The 21,104-nt window shown below is 43.9% G+C and carries 16 protein-coding genes; 11 read left to right on the plus strand and 5 right to left on the minus strand.

Going from position 1 to position 21,104, the window contains the following annotated elements:
* Positions 1-130 precede the first annotated feature (130 nt).
* From Q5691_RS17965 to Q5691_RS17980, 4 genes are all read left to right on the plus strand, one after another.
* On the plus strand, positions 131-577 hold the full coding sequence (locus Q5691_RS17965) for a helix-turn-helix domain-containing protein (protein WP_333211027.1): 447 nt from the start codon (positions 131-133) through the stop codon (positions 575-577).
* 19 nt (positions 578-596) lie between these two features.
* On the plus strand, positions 597-1,394 hold the full coding sequence (locus Q5691_RS17970; protein ID WP_333211026.1) for a PIN domain-containing protein: 798 nt from the start codon (positions 597-599) through the stop codon (positions 1,392-1,394).
* Between the two features lie 77 nt (positions 1,395-1,471).
* Entirely contained in the window at positions 1,472-1,702 is a 231-nt protein-coding gene (locus Q5691_RS17975; RefSeq protein ID WP_333211025.1) for a type II toxin-antitoxin system HicB family antitoxin, read from the plus strand.
* A gap of 53 nt (positions 1,703-1,755) precedes the next feature.
* Entirely contained in the window at positions 1,756-4,176 is a 2,421-nt protein-coding gene (locus tag Q5691_RS17980; protein ID WP_333346043.1) for a dynamin family protein, read from the plus strand.
* 24 nt (positions 4,177-4,200) lie between these two features.
* Here the strand turns inward: Q5691_RS17980 and Q5691_RS17985 are convergent, their stop codons facing one another.
* Complete coding sequence (locus Q5691_RS17985; protein WP_333346046.1) at positions 4,201-5,379, minus strand: DNA cytosine methyltransferase; 1,179 nt, start codon at positions 5,377-5,379, stop codon at positions 4,201-4,203.
* A 530-nt stretch (positions 5,380-5,909) separates the two neighbouring features.
* On the opposite strand from Q5691_RS17985, the gene Q5691_RS17990 reads away from it, so the two are divergent.
* The 3 genes from Q5691_RS17990 to Q5691_RS18000 all read left to right on the plus strand — a co-directional run bounded on the left by Q5691_RS17990 (position 5,910) and on the right by Q5691_RS18000 (position 9,578).
* On the plus strand, positions 5,910-7,466 hold the full coding sequence (locus Q5691_RS17990; protein WP_333346050.1) for a metallophosphoesterase: 1,557 nt from the start codon (positions 5,910-5,912) through the stop codon (positions 7,464-7,466).
* A 145-nt stretch (positions 7,467-7,611) separates the two neighbouring features.
* Complete coding sequence (locus Q5691_RS17995) at positions 7,612-8,340, plus strand: DUF3891 family protein (protein ID WP_333211017.1); 729 nt, start codon at positions 7,612-7,614, stop codon at positions 8,338-8,340.
* A 269-nt stretch (positions 8,341-8,609) separates the two neighbouring features.
* Positions 8,610-9,578: a YegS/Rv2252/BmrU family lipid kinase gene (locus tag Q5691_RS18000; protein ID WP_333211015.1), complete on the plus strand. Its 969-nt coding sequence runs from the start codon at positions 8,610-8,612 to the stop codon at positions 9,576-9,578.
* Positions 9,579-9,630: 52 nt separating this feature from the next.
* Here the strand turns inward: Q5691_RS18000 and Q5691_RS18005 are convergent, their stop codons facing one another.
* Positions 9,631-9,987: a hypothetical protein gene (locus Q5691_RS18005; RefSeq protein WP_333211013.1), complete on the minus strand. Its 357-nt coding sequence runs from the start codon at positions 9,985-9,987 to the stop codon at positions 9,631-9,633.
* Between the two features lie 379 nt (positions 9,988-10,366).
* Between Q5691_RS18005 and Q5691_RS18010 the strand changes: the two genes are divergently transcribed.
* The 3 genes from Q5691_RS18010 to Q5691_RS18020 are packed head-to-tail and all read left to right on the plus strand — an operon-like array spanning position 10,367 to position 15,550.
* Complete coding sequence (locus tag Q5691_RS18010) at positions 10,367-14,860, plus strand: WD40 domain-containing protein (RefSeq protein ID WP_333308541.1); 4,494 nt, start codon at positions 10,367-10,369, stop codon at positions 14,858-14,860.
* 19 nt (positions 14,861-14,879) lie between these two features.
* The gene (locus Q5691_RS18015; RefSeq protein ID WP_333211010.1) at positions 14,880-15,119 is read left to right on the plus strand and encodes a hypothetical protein; all 240 of its coding nucleotides are present in this window, start codon (positions 14,880-14,882) and stop codon (positions 15,117-15,119) included.
* Positions 15,107-15,550, plus strand: coding sequence for a PIN domain-containing protein (locus tag Q5691_RS18020; RefSeq protein WP_333308543.1), 444 nt, complete (start codon positions 15,107-15,109; stop codon positions 15,548-15,550). The genes Q5691_RS18015 and Q5691_RS18020 overlap by 13 nt, the downstream gene beginning before the upstream one ends.
* A 206-nt stretch (positions 15,551-15,756) precedes the next feature.
* On the opposite strand, the gene Q5691_RS18025 is transcribed toward Q5691_RS18020, so the two are convergent.
* On the minus strand, positions 15,757-17,484 hold the full coding sequence (locus Q5691_RS18025) for an ABC transporter ATP-binding protein (protein WP_333346053.1): 1,728 nt from the start codon (positions 17,482-17,484) through the stop codon (positions 15,757-15,759).
* Between the two features lie 307 nt (positions 17,485-17,791).
* Positions 17,792-18,274 (minus strand): FxLYD domain-containing protein, encoded by a 483-nt coding sequence (locus Q5691_RS18030; RefSeq protein WP_333308547.1) that lies wholly within the window; start codon positions 18,272-18,274, stop codon positions 17,792-17,794.
* 219 nt (positions 18,275-18,493) lie between these two features.
* Between Q5691_RS18030 and Q5691_RS18035 the strand changes: the two genes are divergently transcribed.
* Positions 18,494-19,021 carry a hypothetical protein gene (locus Q5691_RS18035; RefSeq protein ID WP_333346056.1) on the plus strand — a complete coding sequence of 176 codons (528 nt, stop codon included), beginning with the start codon at positions 18,494-18,496 and terminating at the stop codon, positions 19,019-19,021.
* 105 nt (positions 19,022-19,126) lie between these two features.
* Here Q5691_RS18035 and Q5691_RS18040 read toward each other — a convergent pair whose 3' ends face one another.
* Entirely contained in the window at positions 19,127-20,836 is a 1,710-nt protein-coding gene (locus Q5691_RS18040; RefSeq protein ID WP_333346059.1) for an ABC transporter ATP-binding protein/permease, read from the minus strand.
* Positions 20,837-21,104 lie beyond the last annotated feature (268 nt).

Consider the following 21,104-nt stretch of genomic DNA (forward strand, 5'->3'; position numbering starts at 1 on the left):
ACGTCTTAAGTTTAACTCCAATCAGGCAACTTAATGTTTTGTTACATAGATTGGTTTTTTCCCGCCTATCTACTTACCACCATATTTACTCTGTGCTTCAAAAACAATCACATCAAAAAAGAGATTAATTATGTTGAACCAAAAAGCATCGCTTGAGTCAGTTTTGATTCCCGAACAAAAACAAGAAGAAATAGCAAAATTAGATCGGATTCTCAGCCACGAATTTGCACAACCAAAATTAGTGGGAAGTAACGGAGAAGAGATAGTAATTCCTGAATCAGTCTACAGCATTTTGCGTCAGGTCGTGCGTGCAATGGCATCAGGTCAAGCTATCTCTCTAGTACCTCACAATCACGAACTGACAACACAAGAAGCTGCTGATATTCTGAATGTATCCCGACCATTTCTGGTCAAGTTACTAGACCAGGGAGAAATTCCTTGTATCAAAGTAGGAAAGCATAGACGTATTCGTTTGGAGGATTTAACTTTATATAAAGAACATCGAGACAACCAACGTCGCAAACACTTGGATCGGCTAATCGAGATGACCGAAGAAGCTGGTTTGTACGAGGCATAGAAATAATTCCAACATTAATATGTCTAAGCTTAGTGTTGTCCTCGATGCTTGTGTCCTGTTTCCTATGTATCTGCGCGATACTCTGCTTTCTACCGCCGAGGCTGGTCTGTATTTACCCTATTGGTCGCAGAAAATCCTGGATGAAGCAATGAGCAACCTTGTCCGCCAAGGGATATTATGCCAGGAGAAAGCAATCAATCTTGAAGCGGAAATCAATGCAGCCTTTCCCGAAGCAATAATTGAAGTACCTGTCGGCTTAGAGCAAATCATGAAAAATGACCCTAAAGACCGTCATGTTCTTGCTGCTGCTGTAACAGCAAATGCTGATGTCATTGTTACCAGCAATCTAGCGGATTTCAAAGAAAAGGATTTAGCTCCTTGGAACATCAAATCGCTGTCACCTGATGAGTTTATGAGCGATCTATTTGACGAATACCCGGACTTAATAGTGAGATTATTACGGCAACAGTCGGAAAGGTACAAAAAACCTCCGAAGACTGTTGCTGAATTACTTGAATTTTTGGAAAAAAAAGCAGGTATGCCCAAATTTGCTAGTGATATTTTGTTATATGAATATAGTCTAGATATTGTGGAAACTGCGGAAACAGTCTTAAGAAACTACGGCAGACAAATACCCGAAGGCGGTAAATTTCTTGAGGGAGAGCGGTATCGTATTTGGCAGCAAGAAAAAACACTTACAATTACTGCGAAAGATGGTAGAGGTGAAATTCTACGATTTCAGAATCAGGAAATTGAGGGGAATATCTCATCAGAGGATGTCAAAGCCTTAAAAATATTTGCTCAAAGCTTGGAGTGAGAATTAACAATAAATAGGGTTGAGGAGCAACAAGCTGATTAAAATAACCGATTTGCAGGAGCTAAAGGAGCTACAAGATGAATAGCCGTTACAGTCTCATCATCCAGTGGTCAGAAGAAGATCGACTTTTTGTTGTCAGGTGGCCTGAGTTTACCGATGTCATGCAGCCTTGTACTCACGGACACACTTACGAGGAAGCAGCAAAACACGGACAAGAATTGTTAGAAACATTGATTGAACTCTATCAAGAAGACGGCAAACCTCTACCACAACCTCACACGTTGGGGAAACGACTACAAATTGCTTAAAGTTGTTATACAATCTCTGCTACCATTCACCATAAACACCAACTAAAAACCCTATGACTTCTCAACCCTCCAAGCCAAATGTTCAAGACCTGCAAAGACAGGTAATTGCCCTGTTACAAGAAGTTAGCACTCTGATGGGTCGCGCTAGCAAAGAACTTAAGTCTGAGGATAGCTCAGAAAACAAGTACCAGATATATCAACAGGAAATTGCAAAGGAGATTGGTACAGTCACAGACCTAAAACTCAGAATGGCTATTGCCGCACCGATGAATGCTGGCAAGTCCAAAATTATTAATGCCATTATTGGTCAAGAACTCCTGCCAAGTTCTGCTACAGCGATGACCACACTGCCAACAGAGATTGTATTGAAAGAAAATGCAGCCGAGCCGATTCTAAAATTGAGTCCTAGAATTTGTGAAGCATTTAAGAAAGCATTGGATGCTATCAGGCAGGAAATTGAGCAGCAAGGGATGGAAGAAGTTCTTAAGCATACTGGTGAATATCCGCATTTAGCAAGTTTACTCCAAGAAATCCACAGTGATACAGATTTTGGGATTTCCGAAGAAATCTCTGGCAGTAAGAATATCAACAAGATCCTGACAGAGTTGAATCATATTATCCGTCTTTGCAACATTTTGGCCGTATCCCAAGATCAAGATCCTCTCCAGTTGCTCAATGACAATGACATTCCATCTATCGAAACTCCTTTTTTCAGAACAGAGCAAAATCAACAACTAGAGAAGCTAGGTAATCTTGTAATCGTTGATACGCCTGGGCCAAGTGAAGCCGGAGTCAGCGAAAAACTAGAAATTGTAGTTTCCAAGCAACTTAAGCGTAGCCAACTTGTGCTGCTTGTCCTGAATTTTACTGAATTGAGGGCTGAAGCAGCCGAAAAAATTAAAGCAGAAGTTCACAAAGTTATTAGAACAAGCAGTCAAGAAAATTTATATGTTTTAGTTAATAAAATTGATGAGCGTCGTCGAGGTGACATAGATACCGAAATGGTAAAACAATTTGTTGCTAATAACCTCGAACTGGGCGACACAGACCGCGTATTTGAAGTTTCTGCTAGGCAAGCATTCTGCGCTAAGGATTTTCTCCGTCAATCATCTTTCAGTAGTCAAGATATTAAAGATCCTGAAGCTGCCGAAGCATTAGCTAGAGAAGTCTGGCCTGTTGATTGGGAGGATGAACTGGAGGATGCAACTGTAGAGGAATTACAAAAGAAAGCGGTAAAACTTTGGAAAGCATCAAAGTTTGCATCTTTTCTGGAAGAAGCAATTAATGTAATTTTGCTACAAGTTGCCCCCCGCTGCATGGAGTTTGCATTGAATCGTTGTCTTATTCATCTAGATGATTTATGTAACAATGCAAAAAATGACCTGACTTACATTAACAGTAATGCTGAAAAGCTTCAGCAAGCAATTGAGGATCTTAACAAAGAGCTTTCTAGTCTAACTGCTTGCCGTCGGAGTCTAGATGAAGAGGTTGCCCAAACAAAAAAGCAAATAAAGGAAACCGTAAACGCCAACCTAGAAACCCTCAAAAAAGACGTTAAAAACGAACTTGACACACTATTGAAAAAGTATGTTTTAGATTCTGCTATAACAGTATTTTCCAAGTGGTTGGACGACATATCCAACATCTTTAATAGAGATAAAGATGAATTTGAATTTGATAGTAAGCAAGATGCCAAGCTATTCGCTGAGCAAATAGCAGCTTCGGCGAAGCAAATTATTGAACGTCAATTGGATGTCGCTTGTAAAGAGACGGATACACAGACTGAAAACAGGATTCAAAAATTATCCGAGTCACTAGATAATGAAACTAAGCCTATTATTGAACGCGCTCAAGATAGGTTAAAAAGAGATTTTGATGTTATTTTTAAGCCAGATATACTCAAGCTAGCTGATATTTACATAGAAGTGAATACCCCTGATCTTGAATTCAGAGGGTATGGGTTATCTGATTTACTCGCAGCATTGTTAGAAGAAGCATTTGGTGGTTTGTTGGTGCAGTTTGCTGCTCGTTTAGTGGCAATGGTAGCTAACAGTCCAATACTGAGCGCAATTTATGGTGCAGTTAGCACCTTTTTTGGTTGGTTCCGTGTGGACTTAGACAAACTTGTATATAAAGAAAGATATACAGTTAACATAATCCTTTTCAAGGGGGAAATTGTTAAATTCTTTGACAATAAAGTCGAAGAAATTCAAGAACAATCTAACCGATTGATTGAGCAATCATTGGATCAACAAATTAAAAGGTACTTTGAGGCTCTAGACTCTCTTGTAGGTGATTATAGGAAGGATTTGGAGCAATCACTAAAAGCTCAAGCTTTACCTTTAGAAACACTGAAAGAATTAAAGCAAGCGCTTGAATCATTTTCAGTAGGTAATGATAAATTACAGGTGGATAAGTTGAAAGAGAAGGCTAATGAACTTCTGAGTCAGACAAAACCATTAATAGCAAGCTGAGATGCGCTTACGTTTTTTACTAATTTAAGATTTCTGGAACAGGAACTTATTAAGTAAACTAGGTTTGTTCAAAGCAATATCAGTCAAATATGGAATAAGTGCAAAACCGATACACTCTGCTAAACGCGGCGACACGGCATTTCCAATTTGCCACATAGCCTTTTTCATTGAACCTTCAAAAATAAATGAATCCGGGAAACTTTGCAATCTAGCCATTTCACGAGCTGAAATCACGCGGTTGAGATAAGGGTGAATATGAGTGCCACCGTGATTTTCTTTAACAGTCATACTCGGTTTTCCCGGATACTGTCGCTTGAAAGCATCGGCGTAGCTTTCATACAAAGAACCGCCTGGTGGAACTTTAGCAAGTCTTTCCATGTACTGAACAGAATGACGAGTCCATTCGTGGTTGATTTCTGGGATGGGAGTATACTCTGGTAAATCATCAATTGCTGACTCAATCGCTTTGTATTGTTCTGGAAACAATTGCGGCTTCGGATAGGGATTTTGCATCCCAAATCTATTGGCAATAAAAATGGCTCGCGGGCGGATTTGCGGGATTCCATAGGCGGCTGATTCCAGAACAGCAACGGACATATGGGGATAGCCAATTTCCTCAAAAGCCTCGCAAATGGCTTGCTTAACAGCTCCTTTTTGCATAGTCAATATTCCGGGTACGTTTTCCATGACAACATACCAAGGACTTATTTCAGAGACGACGCGGACAAACTCTCTAAAGAGGCGATTTCGAGGGTCGTTGGGGTCGCGTTTTCCTGCAACTGAGAAACCTTGACACGGCGGCCCGCCTACAACAACATGAACTTCGGGCGAACCAATTTCAGCGAGCAACTTTTGGGGATTTAAGTTTTTTATATCGTCGCACAAGTGATGGCAATCGGGAAAGTTTTTTGTATGAGTTGCCGAGGCGATGGGATTAATTTCAACACTTGCTACTGGTCGAAAACCAGCTTGCAATAAACCTTGGGTCATGCCGCCAGCACCGCAAAAAAGATCGACAAATGTATAGTCTAATTTTGGCAGTGACTGAGATTCAACATCAATGAATATCTTGTAGGGGTCGCAGTCATTTGCTTCTAGTTCGCGTTGGATGCGTTCGTAACGCCCTAATTTTGCTTTCTTCTGCTTTTTGGCAGGAATTGGTTCTGACTCATTTGAGAACAAAGACAGTTGTATTGCTTCCATTTTATATTTTTTTACTGCGTTCTATCTGATGTTGCCCGCTTGGGTCAGGGTGTAGGGATCGATCGCACTTAGAGTCGGAGAGTGCGATCGTCTCACATATTGCACCATTCTCGCTTAACACGCTTTCCGACCTGTTCCACAAAGAGTGAGTTTTTTTGTGGGCTGGGCCCCAGAGTCCGCCCATAACAGGCTTATTGAGAATGCGACAAGATGTGAGTTGTAACTGAGATGTTGCACCATTCTCAAGAACAGGCAAGATGCCTGTTCCACAAGAGATGAATTTTATTGTGGAACAGGCATCTTGCCTGTTCCTAAAAAGCTTATTGAGAATGGTGCAATATGTCAGTTGTCAGGCAGTATTCTCCTAAAAACCAGGTTTCTGAGTACCCGCGCCTCGATTTTCAGCTTTTAGAGAGATGTAAAAACTCGCCCGATCGCTACACTATGATTAACTAGGAACTCAGCAATTTGGGAGACTAGGTGAATTGAAATTCGTGTCCGACCCGCGAATAACAGTCAAAATCCGCAAAATGAACGAGCGGGTGCGGTGGCAAGAACAGTCGATCGTCCATCGGGGAATCGACCAAACTCGGATGGTTTTAGAATCTCAAACCACCGACTCTCCAGAGTTTTCGTTTTTAGTCGTAGGCGACAGCGGCACGGGCAATCACCGCGGTTACAATCCCCAGCGGCAGATTGCCGAACAGATGGTCTCCGAGCGCGAAACTTGCCGTTTCGTCGTCCACACGGGCGATGTAGTTTATCTCGTAGGTTCCAGCGAATATTACTTGCAAAACTTTATTCGCCCCTACCGAGAATTTATAGTCGGCGGCGAGCATCCCTCTCGCATTGCCTACGATCGCATGGTGTTTAATTTTCCGTTTTTGCCCGTACCGGGAAACCACGACTATTACGACTTGCCGATAGTCTACGGCCTTCTGTCAGCGACAGCTTTGCCGCTGCGCCGGCTGTTGGGTTCCAAGTTGGATCTCGATGTCGGCTGGCACGGTTCCGATCGCGGAAACACCTACGCCAAAGCCTTTCTCGACTACCTGCAAGCTCACAAAATGCCGGGAGAACTCGATCGCCACCTAGACGCCCACTACACCGCCAGCACCAGCACAGGCCGCTGCATCCGCTACCAACCCGGACGCTTTACCCGCTTACCCAACCGCTACTACACCTTCCGCAGTGGCGGCATCGACTTCTTCGCCCTCGACTCCAACACCTTCAACGAGCCATTACCGATCCCGAAAACCAAACAGGGCGACATTCGCCGCCAGAATTTGGAACTAGATCGCCAGAAGTTGGAACAAGAAAAATTGGCAATGATCGAAATGTGCGATCGGCTCAACCCCGAAATTCCCGAGGAAGACGAACAGCTAGACGACTTGGCGGCCAAGTTAGAGCAAGTTGACGAAATGTTGATGGATATTGACAAACAACTGTCCCCCGACAAAACAGCCGCCACCGACGTTGAACAGCTCGAATGGCTGAAAAAAAGGCTGATTAACTCTTGGGGCGATTCCGAGGTGCGGGGGCGGGTAATTTACCTGCACCATCCCCCCTACGTGACCGAGGCGACAAAGTGGAATCAAGCTCAAACTTTGGCGGTTCGGTGGCGATTGCGCGAGGTACTCGACGGGGTGGCCGATGCAGTTGGGGATGTGGCGCGGGGGCGTCCGCTAGTAGATTTGGTGCTGACGGGCCACGCTCACTGTTTGGAATACCTGCGGACTGGGGATACTGGACACGGCGACTCTGGGATTAATTGGATTGTCTGCGGGGGAAGCGGCCACAGTCTCCGCCGCCAGCGCCCGGAAGGGCCGATGTTGGAGGAAGCATTGAGTCCTGAAGCTTATCGGTTGGCGCGGCAGTCTGGTTCCGAAACAGCCAGCCGGCGGGTAGCGGAATCTTTGCTATTTGTCGGCCGCAGCGGTCAAGGTTCCCATAAACGCCGTCCTTATTCGTGTTTGCGGATTGATGTTCTCGATGGATCTCCCCCGAAGTTCCGCATCCGACCTATTGTTGTCGAACGATTTGAGGGGAAATGGCAGGAGATCTCGATCGAACCTTTTGTGATTTAACTTTCGTTTTTCTGTAAGTCTCCATCCTTCTTAAAAATGTGGGCTTTGACCGATTCCGGTTCCCGCTTTTTTAAGGCTACGGGCGATCGAGAGCCGAATTCTCGCACAAAATACTTGTATCAACTTAATTCAGGACAAAAATTCCATGATTGCTAATTTAACCGCCACCGGCTGGGAAATTATTTACCACCGCGCCCACGCTTTACTCGCGGCGCAACTTGGCGGACAGTGGAAGCGCTCGAAATCTCCGGTTCGCCTCTACGAAACCATAGCGGCGATTTCGCATCACGACGATTTGGAGAAAGAGTGGGAAGAAAATATTTTGACTGAAGCGGGCGCGCCCTTTGATTTTACCTTGCAGACGGAAACTTCTCTGCCGAAAATTAAAGCCATGACGCAGAATTCCCTATATCGCGGTAGGTGGGTAGCCATGCTGATTTCTATGCACATGAGTTATCTCAATGAAGGAAAGCGGGGAGAGTCGAAGGAACTCGACGAGTTTTTGGACGAACAACTGGAAAATCAAAAAAAATGGCAAAAAGAGTTGAATATTTCCGAGGAAGATGCTAAGGCAGCTTATGCTTTTTTCCAGTGGTGCGATCGGCTATCATTAATTCTTTGCAGCCGCGAGTTACCCGCCGGAGAACGAGCTTTAGAAATTAGTGTCGGCCCGGACGGCAAGCGCTACGATATTGTACAGCACAGCAACGAACTCGTGACTGTAACTCCTTGGCCTTTTGAAGACGATAAATTTACTGTCAACGTCGAAGCGTGCAATTTAAATCAAGTCAAATTTGACACCAATGAGGAAATCAAGGAAGCGTTGCACAAAGCTCCGCGCAAAGTCTTAGAGTGGACTTTTGTCAAGTCTTAACTAAACCTTTGAAAAATAGGTGAGGGTTGTTGTGGAAGTTTAGCGGGCATGGCATTTGTGTTAACTTAATGTTAAAACCATGTCTAAATCAGGGTTATAGTTGAGCCTTGCTCCCCCTTAACTCCCCTTAATAAGGGGGGGATAAGAACAGTCAAAATGAGTCTTATTAAGGGGGATACGATCGCGATCGAAACTTGGATACAAACTAAACGAAAAAATCTAGAGTTTCAGTTCAGCCATTATCCATTACCTATTACCTATTATCAACTATGAAACGTTCAGCTTGCCTAATTTTCAATCCCGTCGCTGGTAACAGCGACCCCCACCAAGACTTAGCTAGAATTCAGGAACTTTTAGAGCCTTTTATTGACTTAGACATTCGGCTGACAACCCCCGAATTAGACGCAGACCAAATCGCCCGCGAAGCAGTTGATAGAGGAGTTGCGGAAATTATTGCTTGCGGGGGCGACGGCACATTATCAGCAGTTGCTGGAGCGATTGTCGGCACAAATATTCCTTTAGGAATTATTTCGCGGGGAACGGCTAATGCTTTTGCTAATGCTTTAGATATTCCGAATACAATTGAAACCGCTTGCGCCACTATTTTTGGAGGGCTGACGCGGGTGGTGGATGCAGCGATTTGCAACGGTGAAATGCCGATGGTTTTGTTAGCTGGAGTGGGTTTTGAGGCGGAAACCGTCGAACTAGCCGATCGCGAAATGAAGAATCGCTGGGGAATGCTGGCTTACATTCTTTCAGGAATTAAACAGTTAAACAATTTAGAAAGATTTGAAGCGGAAATCGAAACCGAAGATAAAATTATCAGCCTTACTGCTGTGGCCGTAACAGTGGCGAATGCAGCGCCGGCTACTTCGATTTTAGCTCAAGGCCCGGCAGGGATTGTTTTTGATGACGGCTTGCTGGACGTGACGCTGGTGGCGCCTGAGAATAAAGCTGGGGCGATCGCAGCTTCTTATCACCTTTTGCAAACAGCTTTGAGCGGCAATCCTACGGATCGCGACGACATCGGTTATTTGCGGGCAAAAAAAGTAAAAATCAGTGCCGATCCGCCTCAAAAAGTGGTTGTAGACGGCGAAATCATTGGCATGACTCCGGTTTCTATTGAGTGCGTTCCGGGAGGTTTAACTATTTTTGTACCGCGAGTTGAAGAAGAACCCGTGGTAGAAAAACTCACCGGTTTAGCGGACATCGAAATTACATTGAAGCCCTCAACGTAAAATTTTTAGCGACACAAACAATAACAAAGACCGCGCGGGCGGTCTTTGTTTTTTAGGCGTCTAAAATTTGGCGAATGCGGCGCTCCAAACGTTCGAGATCGAGTCCACCTTCATCGCGGCTGATGCGGCGCACGGTGACGTTAACATTGCTCAAATCTGCCAGCAAATCTTGCAGAATTTCTTGTTGCTGCCGAGCTTGAGTTATTTCGCGCGGTTCCTGCACCAAATCACGAACAATTGTATCTTCCGCGCGCGAAGCAACGATCGGGTCTACTTCGCCGTCTACGTGCACAAAAGTGCGCCGACCAGGCCCCCGTTCTTCTTCAATTGGTATTACTGCTGTTACTCGATCGGAGCGTACATATTTCCCAAATCCCAGGTGGACTAAGACAGAAGATTGTATTTTCATAGATAGCAAGTTTTATTTGTTAGTTATCTATATTTTAACTTTTTAAAATCGGATATGACAACTCAATTAGAGCTATTATTACTACAATGTATGTCGGTTTTTTCGATGTTTTAGAGTTGTCAATTTTTCTAAAAGATGCTAAGCTAATTAACTGGATATAACTTACCAACCGTGGGTCAGAAACCGGGTTTTTTACGAAAAGACACGCTCCTACCAGCAGATTTGGTAAAAACCCAGTTTCTTTGGTCGAAGTGCGTAAATCCTGTTACCATAAAATTCAAGCAGTTTGCGATCATCGCCCGCAGCGCATTTCAGGGACACAGCCTACCGATTCTAGATTTGAGCATTACTTCCACGGAAAAACAGGAAAGCCTAAATCATGCTAATTAGTCTCGACTTAGTTATCAGTATCCTGACTACAATTCCCTTCGGCACCATCAAAGACAAGTTTCAGCGCAACGAAAGTGTCATCAAAATCTTAAAAAGATTTAACCTCGACCCCGATGCTCCGCCCGCAGATTTTAGCGGAGTTTATGTTTATACTTTAGTAGAGTACGGCGCTGGCAAACCCAAGCAGATTTTAGAACTGTTTCGCCAAAAAGAGATTGAATCAGCATTTCGCAAAGCTTTCGAGTCCGATAGCCCAGCCATTTTAATTCAAGCAGGCGACGACTATCTTAATGAGAGTGCTTTAGGCAAAGAAATTCGAGATTTAGGCATTGACCCCAGACGGGAATTTATGGCATTTGCCGCCGTGTTTATGGAAGTAGCAAAGCGGACGCGGACGCTGGGAGATGTGATGATGGGAAATTCGATCGCATCTTTGCAAAAACGCCTATCTTTGGTAATGGATCGCATCGAACGCCTGCCCACTATCGAAGGAATTCGCACCGAGTTTGCACGACTGGAAGCCGAAGATTATCCCGCACTTCCCGCCGCAGCATCAACTAATATTCAAAAGTCTCAAGCTTTTATTTTATCACAACAAGTTCGAGGATGGTTTGAAACATTAAGTTATAAGTTTGAAACCTATCAAATATCGGAAGATAACTATTTTGAATGGATTATCAATGTTCCTGTCAGACGCAATCGGTACGATCGCATTTTAGTGCGCGGAATAGCCGGAGAAGCCGGACTCAGAGACATCTCAGCCCTGCGCGAGTCGGTAGAAAAACAGCGCACCGATGAAGGGTGGTTAGTCACCGCCCGCCGCATCAGTCGCGCGGCGCGGGATGAAGTAGAAAAAGATGAAAATCGCGATTTAGCTTGTTATACCTTCGATGAATTACTCGACCAAGATGCCGATTTTACCGCTTATCTGAATTGGCTAGAAACAGAAATTACCAGCCGAGGAATTGATACCAAATATGTGCCGCTAGCTTGTACGAAAGAAGAAATCGACCCCGATACTCACCGCAAGATAGGCGTGAGTCATTATGGCGATCGAGATGGCTGGATCGAAGGTTATCTTGACCTGTGGTTGAATGACCCAGTAAAAGAACATATTTCAGTTTTAGGAGAATTTGGAACTGGAAAAAGTTGGTTTGCGATGCACTATGCTTGGATGGCGCTGCAACGCTACCGAAATGCTCAAAAGCGGGGATTAGAACGTCCGCGTTTGCCGTTAGTAATTCCTTTGCGAGATTACGCCAAAGCAGTTAGTGTCGAGTCGCTATTTTCCGAGTTTTTCTTTCGCAAGCACGAGATACCTTTGGCGGGTTATTCGGCCTTTGAACAACTTAATCGCATGGGTAAATTTCTGTTAATTTTCGATGGTTTTGATGAAATGGCCGCTAAGTGCGATCGGCAAGAAACCATCAACAACTTCTGGGAACTAGCAAAAGCCGTCGTTCCCGGCGCAAAAGTCATCCTCACTTGCCGTACCGAACACTTTCCTGAAGGCAAGGAAGGACGGGCATTGTTCAATGCAGAACTGCAAGCATCAACAACCATTTTAACAGGCGAAATTCCCCAATTTGAAGTCTTAGAATTAGAAAAATTTAACGACGAGCAAATTAGGCAAGCGCTGTCATTTCAAACAGAAGCGGCGACAGTAGAAAAAGTTATGGGAAACCCGCAACTATTGGATTTAGCGCGTCGCCCGGTGATGACCGAGTTAATTTTGGAAGCATTGCCCGATATTGAAGCTGGAAAACCAGTCGATATGTCGCGGATTTATCTGTATGCGGTGCGGCGGAAGATAGAGAGAGATATCAAAGCTGAACGTACTTTTACTTCTGTAGCAGATAAGCTTTACTTTTTGTGCGAACTGTCTTGGGAAATGCTGTCTACCAACCAAATGAGTCTCAATTATCGCGGTTTTCCCGATCGCATTCGCAGCTTGTTTGGTTCCGTCGTGCAAGAGGAAAAAGACTTAGACCACTGGCACTACGACATGATGGGTCAAACGATGCTAATCCGCAATGCAGATGGCGATTATACTCCGGCCCACCGTTCGTTGTTAGAGTTTTTTGTCGCTTATAAATTTGCAGCGGAATTGGGAGTTTTGGCCGCAGATTTTACCGAATTAGTTGCGCCCGAACAGTCTTGTTTAGATCCTAATGCAGCGCCTCAAAAATATACTTGGTCTAATTATTGTCGATTGCAAGCCCAGAAGAGAAATAATGGTGAGCTTATCGCGCCTTTGCAGGGATTTACTGCTGAAGATTTAGGGCAACTTTGTCAGAGTTTCGGAAAAGCGCCGCTGACAAAAGCAGTGATGGATTTATTGTTACCAATGGTAGGGGCGGTGTCCTCGTGCCGGCCTTGCCTCGATGTAGCGGTAGCTACGGAGGAATTATTGGAAATTCTGGAAGCAACGCGGGGAAAAACTGAAAGTGAGGTAGGTTATGTGGGAGGGAATGCGGCGACGCTGTTGGTGAAAATCGATCGCACTGCGTTAGAAACAAAAGACCTGTCTCGTGCGGTTATTTTAGGTGCTGATTTTACAAATGCGACGCTGCGTCGCGTCAACTTTGCTGAAGCTAATTTGGCTAATTCTGATTTTACTAAAATCTTCAGCAGCGTGCGATCGGTCATATTTAGTCCCGATGGCAAACTGTTAGCTACAGGTGATACTGATGGCGTAGTTCGCTTGTGGGAAGCTGGCAGTTGCAGAGAAATATTGACCTGTAAAGGACATACCAACGTGGTGGAGTCAGTCGCCTTCAGTCCTGACGGTGAGATACTTGCTAGCGGGAGTTATGAAAATACAATCAAGTTATGGGATGTCAAGACTGGTGAATGTTTAAAAGTTTTGCAGGGACATACCGGATCGGTAATGTCAGTCACCTTCAATCCTGATGGAAATCTACTCGCTAGCGGGAGTTTCGATTGCACGATCAGGTTATGGGATATCCGCACAGGTGAATGCTGCAAAATTTTGCAAGACCATACTAAAGTTGTATTTTCAGTTGCTTTCCATCCTGCTGGTGAGATACTTGCCAGTGGAAGCGGCGACACAACAGTAAGGCTGTGGAATGTCGGTACTGGTGAATGCCTCAAAATTTTGTACGGTCATACTAAAAACGTGTTTTCAGTAGCTTTCCATCCTGCGGGTGAAATACTTGCTAGTGGCAGCAGCGAAAAAACAGTGAAACTGTGGGATATCAGTAGCGGTGAATGTCTCAAAACTTTGGAGGGACATGGCGATCGAGTACGGTCAATAGCCTTCAGTCCTTCGGGCGAAATACTCGCAAGTGGAAGTCACGATCGAACTGCAAAGCTGTGGGATATCCGCACTGGAGAATGCTTGAATACTTTGCAAGGACATAGCAATCAAGTAAGGTCAGTCGCCTTCAGTCCAAACGGTGAAATACTTGTTAGCGGTAGTTACGATAAAACGCTGAGGCTGTGGGATATCGACAGCGGTGAATGCTTGAATACACTGCAAGGGCATCGCAATCAAGTAATATCGATCGCCTTCAGTCCAAACGGTAAAATACTTGCTAGCGCCGATGACGAACAAACTGTCAAGCTGTGGGATGTCAGCAGCGGTGAGTGCCTCCAAATTTTGCACGGGCATCTCGATCGGGTAAACTTAGTTGCCTTCAATCCTTCGGGTCAAATACTTGCCAGCGCTAGTTATGACCAAACACTGAAACTGTGGGATATTCGCAGTGGTGAATGCCTTCATACTTTGCCAGAATTTGGCAATGAAACACGATCGATCGCCTTCAGTCCAAATGGTGAAATACTTGCGAGTGCAGGTTATGACCAAACGGTGAGGCTGTGGGATATCGGTACTGGCGAATGCCTCAAAACGTTGCACGGACATAACAATTATGTATACTCGGCTGCTTTCAGTCCTTTGGGCGAGATATTTGCCAGTGAAGGTTTTGACGGAACGGTGAGGCTGTGGGATATCCATACTGGTGAATGCCTCCAAATATTGCAGGGGCATACGGATTGGGTACGCGCGATCGCCTTTAGCCAGAACGGTGAAATACTTGCCAGTGGAAGTATCGATCAAACAGTAAGAGTATGGGATATCAACAGCGGTGAATGCCTCAATATTTTTCACGGGCATACTGATTGGATACGTTCAGTTGCCTTTAGTTATTCGGGTGAAATAGTTGCTAGTGGAAGTGTAGATGGAACGGTAAGAATATGGGATATCCGTACAGGTGAATGTCTAAAAATTTTGCAAGATCATACCAGTAGAATTAACTCAGTTGCCTTCAGTTCAAATGAAAAAATTATTGCTGCTTGTAGTCGGGATGGCACAATTATGATTTGGGATATTGAAACTGGTGAGTGCCTCAAAATACTCAAAAGTGACAGACCTTATGAAAACATGAATATTGCAGGAGTTACGGGTTTAACGGAAGTTGAAAAAGCCACGCTCAAAGCTTTAGGAGCTGTTGAAAATTAATCATCGCAAAGGAGGAAGTATGCAGTCAGCAATACGGATTACAACCAAAGTTCTTGCAGGAAATAAACTGGAAATTCAAGTGCCGCCTGGATCTGTGGGTGAAGAGGTTGAAGTGTTTGTGATTATACCAGAAAAGCCTCAAGGTGGGCGACGTAAAGTGTTGGCATTGTTGACAGAAATCCGCAGCCGTCATGTTTCCAGAACTGTTGAAGAAATTGACCGGGAACTAGAAGAAGAAAGAAACTCATGGGACAACTAAACCTACCAACCTCTTCTACAATTTACTTGGATACACAAGTCATTATTTACACCGTTGAAGCTAACTCGAATTACTATTCGCTTCTTCAACCCTTGTGGCTGAAGTTTCAAACAGGTGAAATTGAACTCATGACCAGTGAATTGACGTTACTGGAAACCTTAGTTTTCCCTCTAAAAAATGCTAACACTATCTTAGTCAGTGACTACGAACAACTTTTATTATCCTCAGATATACAGCTAGTTCCCATCACTCAATCTGTACTGAGAACGGCAGCTAATTTAAGGGCTAATACCCATCTCAAAACCCCTGATTCTATTCATGCTGCGACAGCCATCACTGAAGGCTGTACGCTGTTTATCACCAATGACAATGGATTTCGTAATGTTCCAAATCTATCTGTTGTCATCCTGAGTGATGTTTTGGCATCATAATCATAGGTGATCGCATTCCCAAAAGAATGCTATTTTTCCCTTTGGATATATCTGAAAACCTGTTCAACCGTCAGGTTGAGTTCGGGGAACGCAGATGATAAAATACGATGATAGGACTTACCCACGGGTGGTCAGAAACCGGGTTTTTTCGACAATACTTCGTTGAAACCAGCAAAAACAGCTAAAAACCCGGTTTCTAACGTAGCCTACTGACTAAATTGCTGAGCGTAGTAGCCAGCATAGCGATCGCCCTTTTCCAGCAACTCCTCGTGCGTGCCAGATTCGACAATTCTGCCTTTTTCCAAAACTAAAATGCGATCGGCTCTCCGCACAGTAGCCAAGCGGTGCGCGATAATAAACACCGTGCGATCGCGCATCAATCTTTCCAGCGCTTCTTGCACTAAACCTTCGGATTCCGAATCCAGCGCCGATGTCGCTTCATCCAAAATCAATATTCTCGGATTAAGCAAAACTGCACGGGCGATCGCAATTCTTTGTTTTTGTCCCCCAGATAAATTTACACCCCTTTCTCCTACCCAAGTTTGATAGCCGTCAGGAAACTCACTAATGAATTGATGAGCGTTAGCAATCTCCGCAGCTTTTTGAACATCTTTCAGTTGATAATAAGATTGACCGAAAGCGATATTTTGAGCAATTGTACCGGAAAATAAAATCGTTTCTTGCGGTACAATTCCGATTTGCCTCCGCAGAGTATTTAAGGTGACATCTTGAATATCAATACCGTCAATTAAAATCTGTCCCGCTTGCGGATCGTAAAATCTCGGTAACAAGTTTACTAAAGTAGTTTTACCCGCACCCGATGCACCCACGAGAGCAATCATTTCTCCGGGAAGCACCAACAAACTCATGTTTTGCAGGATGGGCGTCTCTGAGTTATAGGCAAAATTAATGTTGCGGTATTCGACTTTGCCTGTAACATGGGGAAGTTCAATTGCACCCGATTTTTCGACTACAGCGGGTTGAATTGCTAATAATTCAAAAATGCGATCGCTAGAAGCTTCTCCCTGCTTAAAATCTCCGTAATTAGCAGTTGTAATAGCGATGGGGTCAATTAACAGTGCTACTCCTGCGATATAACTGATAAATTGAGTACCTGTGAGATTTCCTTGAGAAATTTGCCAACCTCCCAGGAAAAAAAGCAAAATCACGCTCATCGCTTCCAGAAAGCCAACTACAACGAACTGAAGTGCTTTTACTCTTTCTGACAGATACTTAGCGCGACGGTTTTGTTCTGCTTCTTCTGCAAAGCGGGCAATTTCGTAGTCTTCAGCCACAAATGCTTTGATTAAACGAATGCCGCTGAATACTTCTGTCAGCAAAGCGGATAAATCAGAGATGCGATTTTGACTTTGCCGCGAGTAACTTAGCAGTCTTTCGCCAAACCAGCCAATTAAAATAGCCATCAGCGGTGCAATAATTAATGCACCTAGAGTTAATTGCCAGTTGAGATAAATCATATATCCCAGTACGGCAATTAGCTGCAAAATACAAGGGATAAACTGATGAAAAAATTTATTTACTACTTCGCCAATGCGGTCAATATCTTCTGTGAGGCGGTAGGATAAGTCTCCGGTTTTGGCAGTTTCAAAGTAGCCGATATTAAGTTTTTGCAGGTGGGAGTAGACTTTTTTGCGAATTTCTAAAGCAATAGTCAAAGCAGCTTTTGCCATCAGCGTATCTTGACCGTACTGGGCTGTACCGCGAAGTAGAAATATAATGGCGCTGAGTGCAGCAATTTGAGCGAACCCTTGTAAATCTCCTTTACCTATAAATTTGGCTGTTTCGCCAACTAGCCACGCTATAATTGGCCAAAATACGGTAAATACTACGGTACAAGCTAATGCTTTACCGATGGTTTGTTTTTGCGGACGGAGGTAGGGTAAGATTTGCCAGTATGTCGATCGAGTTTTCAAGATATTTTGCCCTCGCAAATTCTGTTTTTGGGAATCTCTGCAAGAATATTCAAACTTCGATCCCCCCTAACCCCCCTTAATAAGGGGGAGACAAGATTATTATTCAAAGCCCCCCTTTTGAAGGGGGATTTAGGGGGATCTCTGCGTAAGTCATAGAGATATCTGAGCCAGAATATGATAACAGCGATCGGACAAATCTCAACAATCATTCTTCACCGAAAGCATCCGGGATACAAAGGTCACGGATTCATCTGTGGAGTTCATTGTCCAATTCTTCAATCTAAAATCTAAAATCTAAAATCTAAAATCATTCTTGACCGTCGGCATGAGTAGCCTGTACTTTAGACCCCGCGACAACTTGGCCCCGAAAGACGGCTGACTGTCCGGGTGCAAGAGTAACTGGTTCAGCGTAGATAAATCCGTTGTCAATTAAATTGCCTAACTCGTCCAAAACTTCATAATTGACTTTGACATTCTTGATTATTTTGCAGCCTTGATTAAGCACTTGGCCGCTGAAAAAGTTGCCGTCATAATTAGTCGCCGCAATAGACACTTTCGCAGCAATGTTGGAACCGGGAATGCAAGTTTGGGAAGTTCCTAAAGATGGCTGTTTCTCGCATAACTTGCCTAAGTCTACTGTTTTGCCATCGGGGGTTTTCATGTAGCAAAATGGCTCGTCAATTTCGGAGTTTTGGGCAATTGTATTTGTAGAGTATGCAATCAAAGCGCGAGCTGAAATCGGGGCCATTAGCAAAGTGGATAAAGCTACTGTTAAATGTAAATAAATCATGCTTTTTTCGGCAATTTATGAAATAAATTCTACAATATAATGCAGCTAAAATTTAGGCTAGCATATCTATATGTATGGCGCGTCGCGCTCACGCTGCATTGTGCTATGATAAGACATCAAACTTTAGAAAGTAAAGTAAAGTCATGGTCGTTACTCAAGACAACTCAGGATAAAAAAAGTTAGAACTGATCGTGTTGTTCTTGGGCAGGAAAGGAGAAAGTGAAAGGAGAACCTTTGCTCCTACCGATTGTGAACGTTACTCAAATTGAAGCTCCCGACGCCATCTTTTTACCACTCAATCCCCAGAGTACATATAAGAATAATTATCATTGGCTCGTTCCTCCGGAGAATGAGCCACCGATTGTGCAAATTACGCCGAAATTATTACAGCTACGTCCCTCTGTTTGTGTCTCTGCTAAAAAAAATTATAAGGTTGGTGCTGATACCCCCGTCGTTGTGGTAGCAACTGTCAAAGATGGCTTAGCCATGATGGAAAAAGCAACTTGTCAGGATGGGGAATACCCCGATGGGACAGTAGGCGGTGCTGGATTTCCTGTAGAAGTGTATAACAATGGCGATGCTAAAGAAAATTACGCAGAACTAGAACTGCTTTCTCCACTACATCTTTTCAAACAGGGCGATCGCTATCAGTATACTGTGCGTTGGAGTCTTCATCAACTGCTTTCAAGTGATGTCAATGCTATGGCAACACGCGACGCTATTGAAAAACTCCTAAAAGGGAAGTGATGGACGGGTACGGTCAAAAGTTACTCTGTTCTACCTGATCGCACGCCTGGAATTTTGAGGCGGGTACGGTAAAGACCATTACTTGCAGTTCGGCAATTGCATTTTTCAAGTAAACTCGGCGAGATCGGGGCTGTAATCTTTAGCCGATATCAGATGCCAATTGGTATTACCAACTAGCCTTAAGACCTGCTCGTGATACTGTACCAAAGTCGGACGGTGACCGACACTGATAAAGGCAGTTCCTGTTTCTTTGAGCAACTGATAGAGCCGTCTCTCGTTAGCCACATCCAATGCACTCGTTGATTCATCCAAAATAGCGTAGCGAGGTTTAGTCAGCAGTAGGCGTGCAAATGCTAACCGTTGTTGTTCTCCTAGTGACAAAACATCAGCCCATTCCAATTCTGCATCAAATCCACCTACCCGTTCTGGCAAATGGGAAAGATTGACTTGTTCGAGTATTTCGTGCAGTTTTTCATCAGTAACTTGACCGCTGGTGTTGGGATATAGCAATTGGCTGCGTAAGTCCCCTAGCAACATATAAGGCCGTTGGGGCAAAAACAGCGTTTCCTCCGGTTTAGGACGGACAATGCAACCCGTACCCGCATTCCACAATCCTGCGATCGCTCGCATTAACGAACTCTTGCCAGCGCCAGAAGGTCCAACAATCAAGACGCTTTCACCCTGCCCCACCTTGAAAGATAAATCTCTAACTAAGATTCGCTCATAGTTAGGCGTCTCTAAGGTAACCCCTTCGAGGGCTAGATAGTGCTGTTCCACAACATCAATCGTTGCCATGCCGGCTCGAGGTGCTGCCATTTGCTCGGACAGAACCCGATCAAATGTTCCTAAACGATTAATCTGAGTGGTAAAGTTAGTTAGCATATCAAAATTCTCGGCAATAAAGCCCAGGGCACTTAAAATAGACACAAACGCTCCAGAAGCTTGCGTTACCTGCCCAAAATCTATCTGACCCGCAAAGTATCGAGGAGCTAAAAAAACTATAGGTAAATTTGTAAATATCATCCCGGTTCCTTGGGTAAATAAACCAAGGTTACGCTGCAAGACAATCAGGTTATTAAAATTATTCAAAACTTCATTAAATCGCTGTGATACTGCACTATATTCACGCTCTTCACCTCGGTAAAATGCAATGGATTCACTATTGTCTCGAAGATGAACCAAACTATAGCGAAAATTTGCTTCTCGTTGTAACTGATTGAACTTTAATCTACTTAATCTCTTACCTATAAAGATAGTAAAAACAGTTTTAAAAGTAGCCAGTATAAATACAACTAAAGTCAGTGCCTTGTCAATTGTAAAGAGAACGCCGAGAAAAGAAATTATTGTGACAACTTGGTTGAATAATAATCCCCAAATATCAATATTTTGCTTGACAAACAAATTAACGTCTTCAGCTAAACGCTGATCGGGATTATCAACCTTATCATTGAACTTAATTTTGTAGAAACCTTGATTGCTAAAATATTTCTTCAGTAAGTGATTCGTTAGCCACTTTCGCCAGTAGAGTTGCAGTACATTTTGCGAATAGAATAAGAAAACCATAATGGGCGTGAATATGGCAAACAGACCCAATAGCATCAGCCACATCTTATAGAAGTCTGAAACATTCTTTCCCGTGACTGCATTCATCAAGTCCCGCATAATATAGCTCTGGACTATGCTCACAGCATTGAAACCTAGCATTAATAACATTACGAGGGCGAACAACCCCCTAGCTCCCCATTTTTCTCTGGAAAAGAAGTAGGGGTTTGCGATCAACCAAAACTGCTTTACCGACTGCTTCAATTGATTCATCTTTTCTTATGGGTAGGAAAAATTGTGCTTTGGTGGAAACTACCTGTAGCGGATGGGGCAATTCTCATCGTTCTTGTCCATCAGCGACACCTGGCATGGGTGATGCTCCCGTGGTACTTCCCTAATGATGCTCGGATAACTTCAAGATTTCTATCTTAAGGTAGATGACAAATCTTAAACATCAGTAATTTTACTGATTTAACGGAACTTAACCGGCACACGGGGTAAGTTCCGTCTGAAACCATTGCGAGGTGAGACTTGCCCGGAG

Origin of the sequence: Microcoleus sp. w1-18aA5, from assembly GCF_036701705.1 — a bacterium.
Lineage (GTDB): Bacteria > Cyanobacteriota > Cyanobacteriia > Cyanobacteriales > Microcoleaceae > Microcoleus.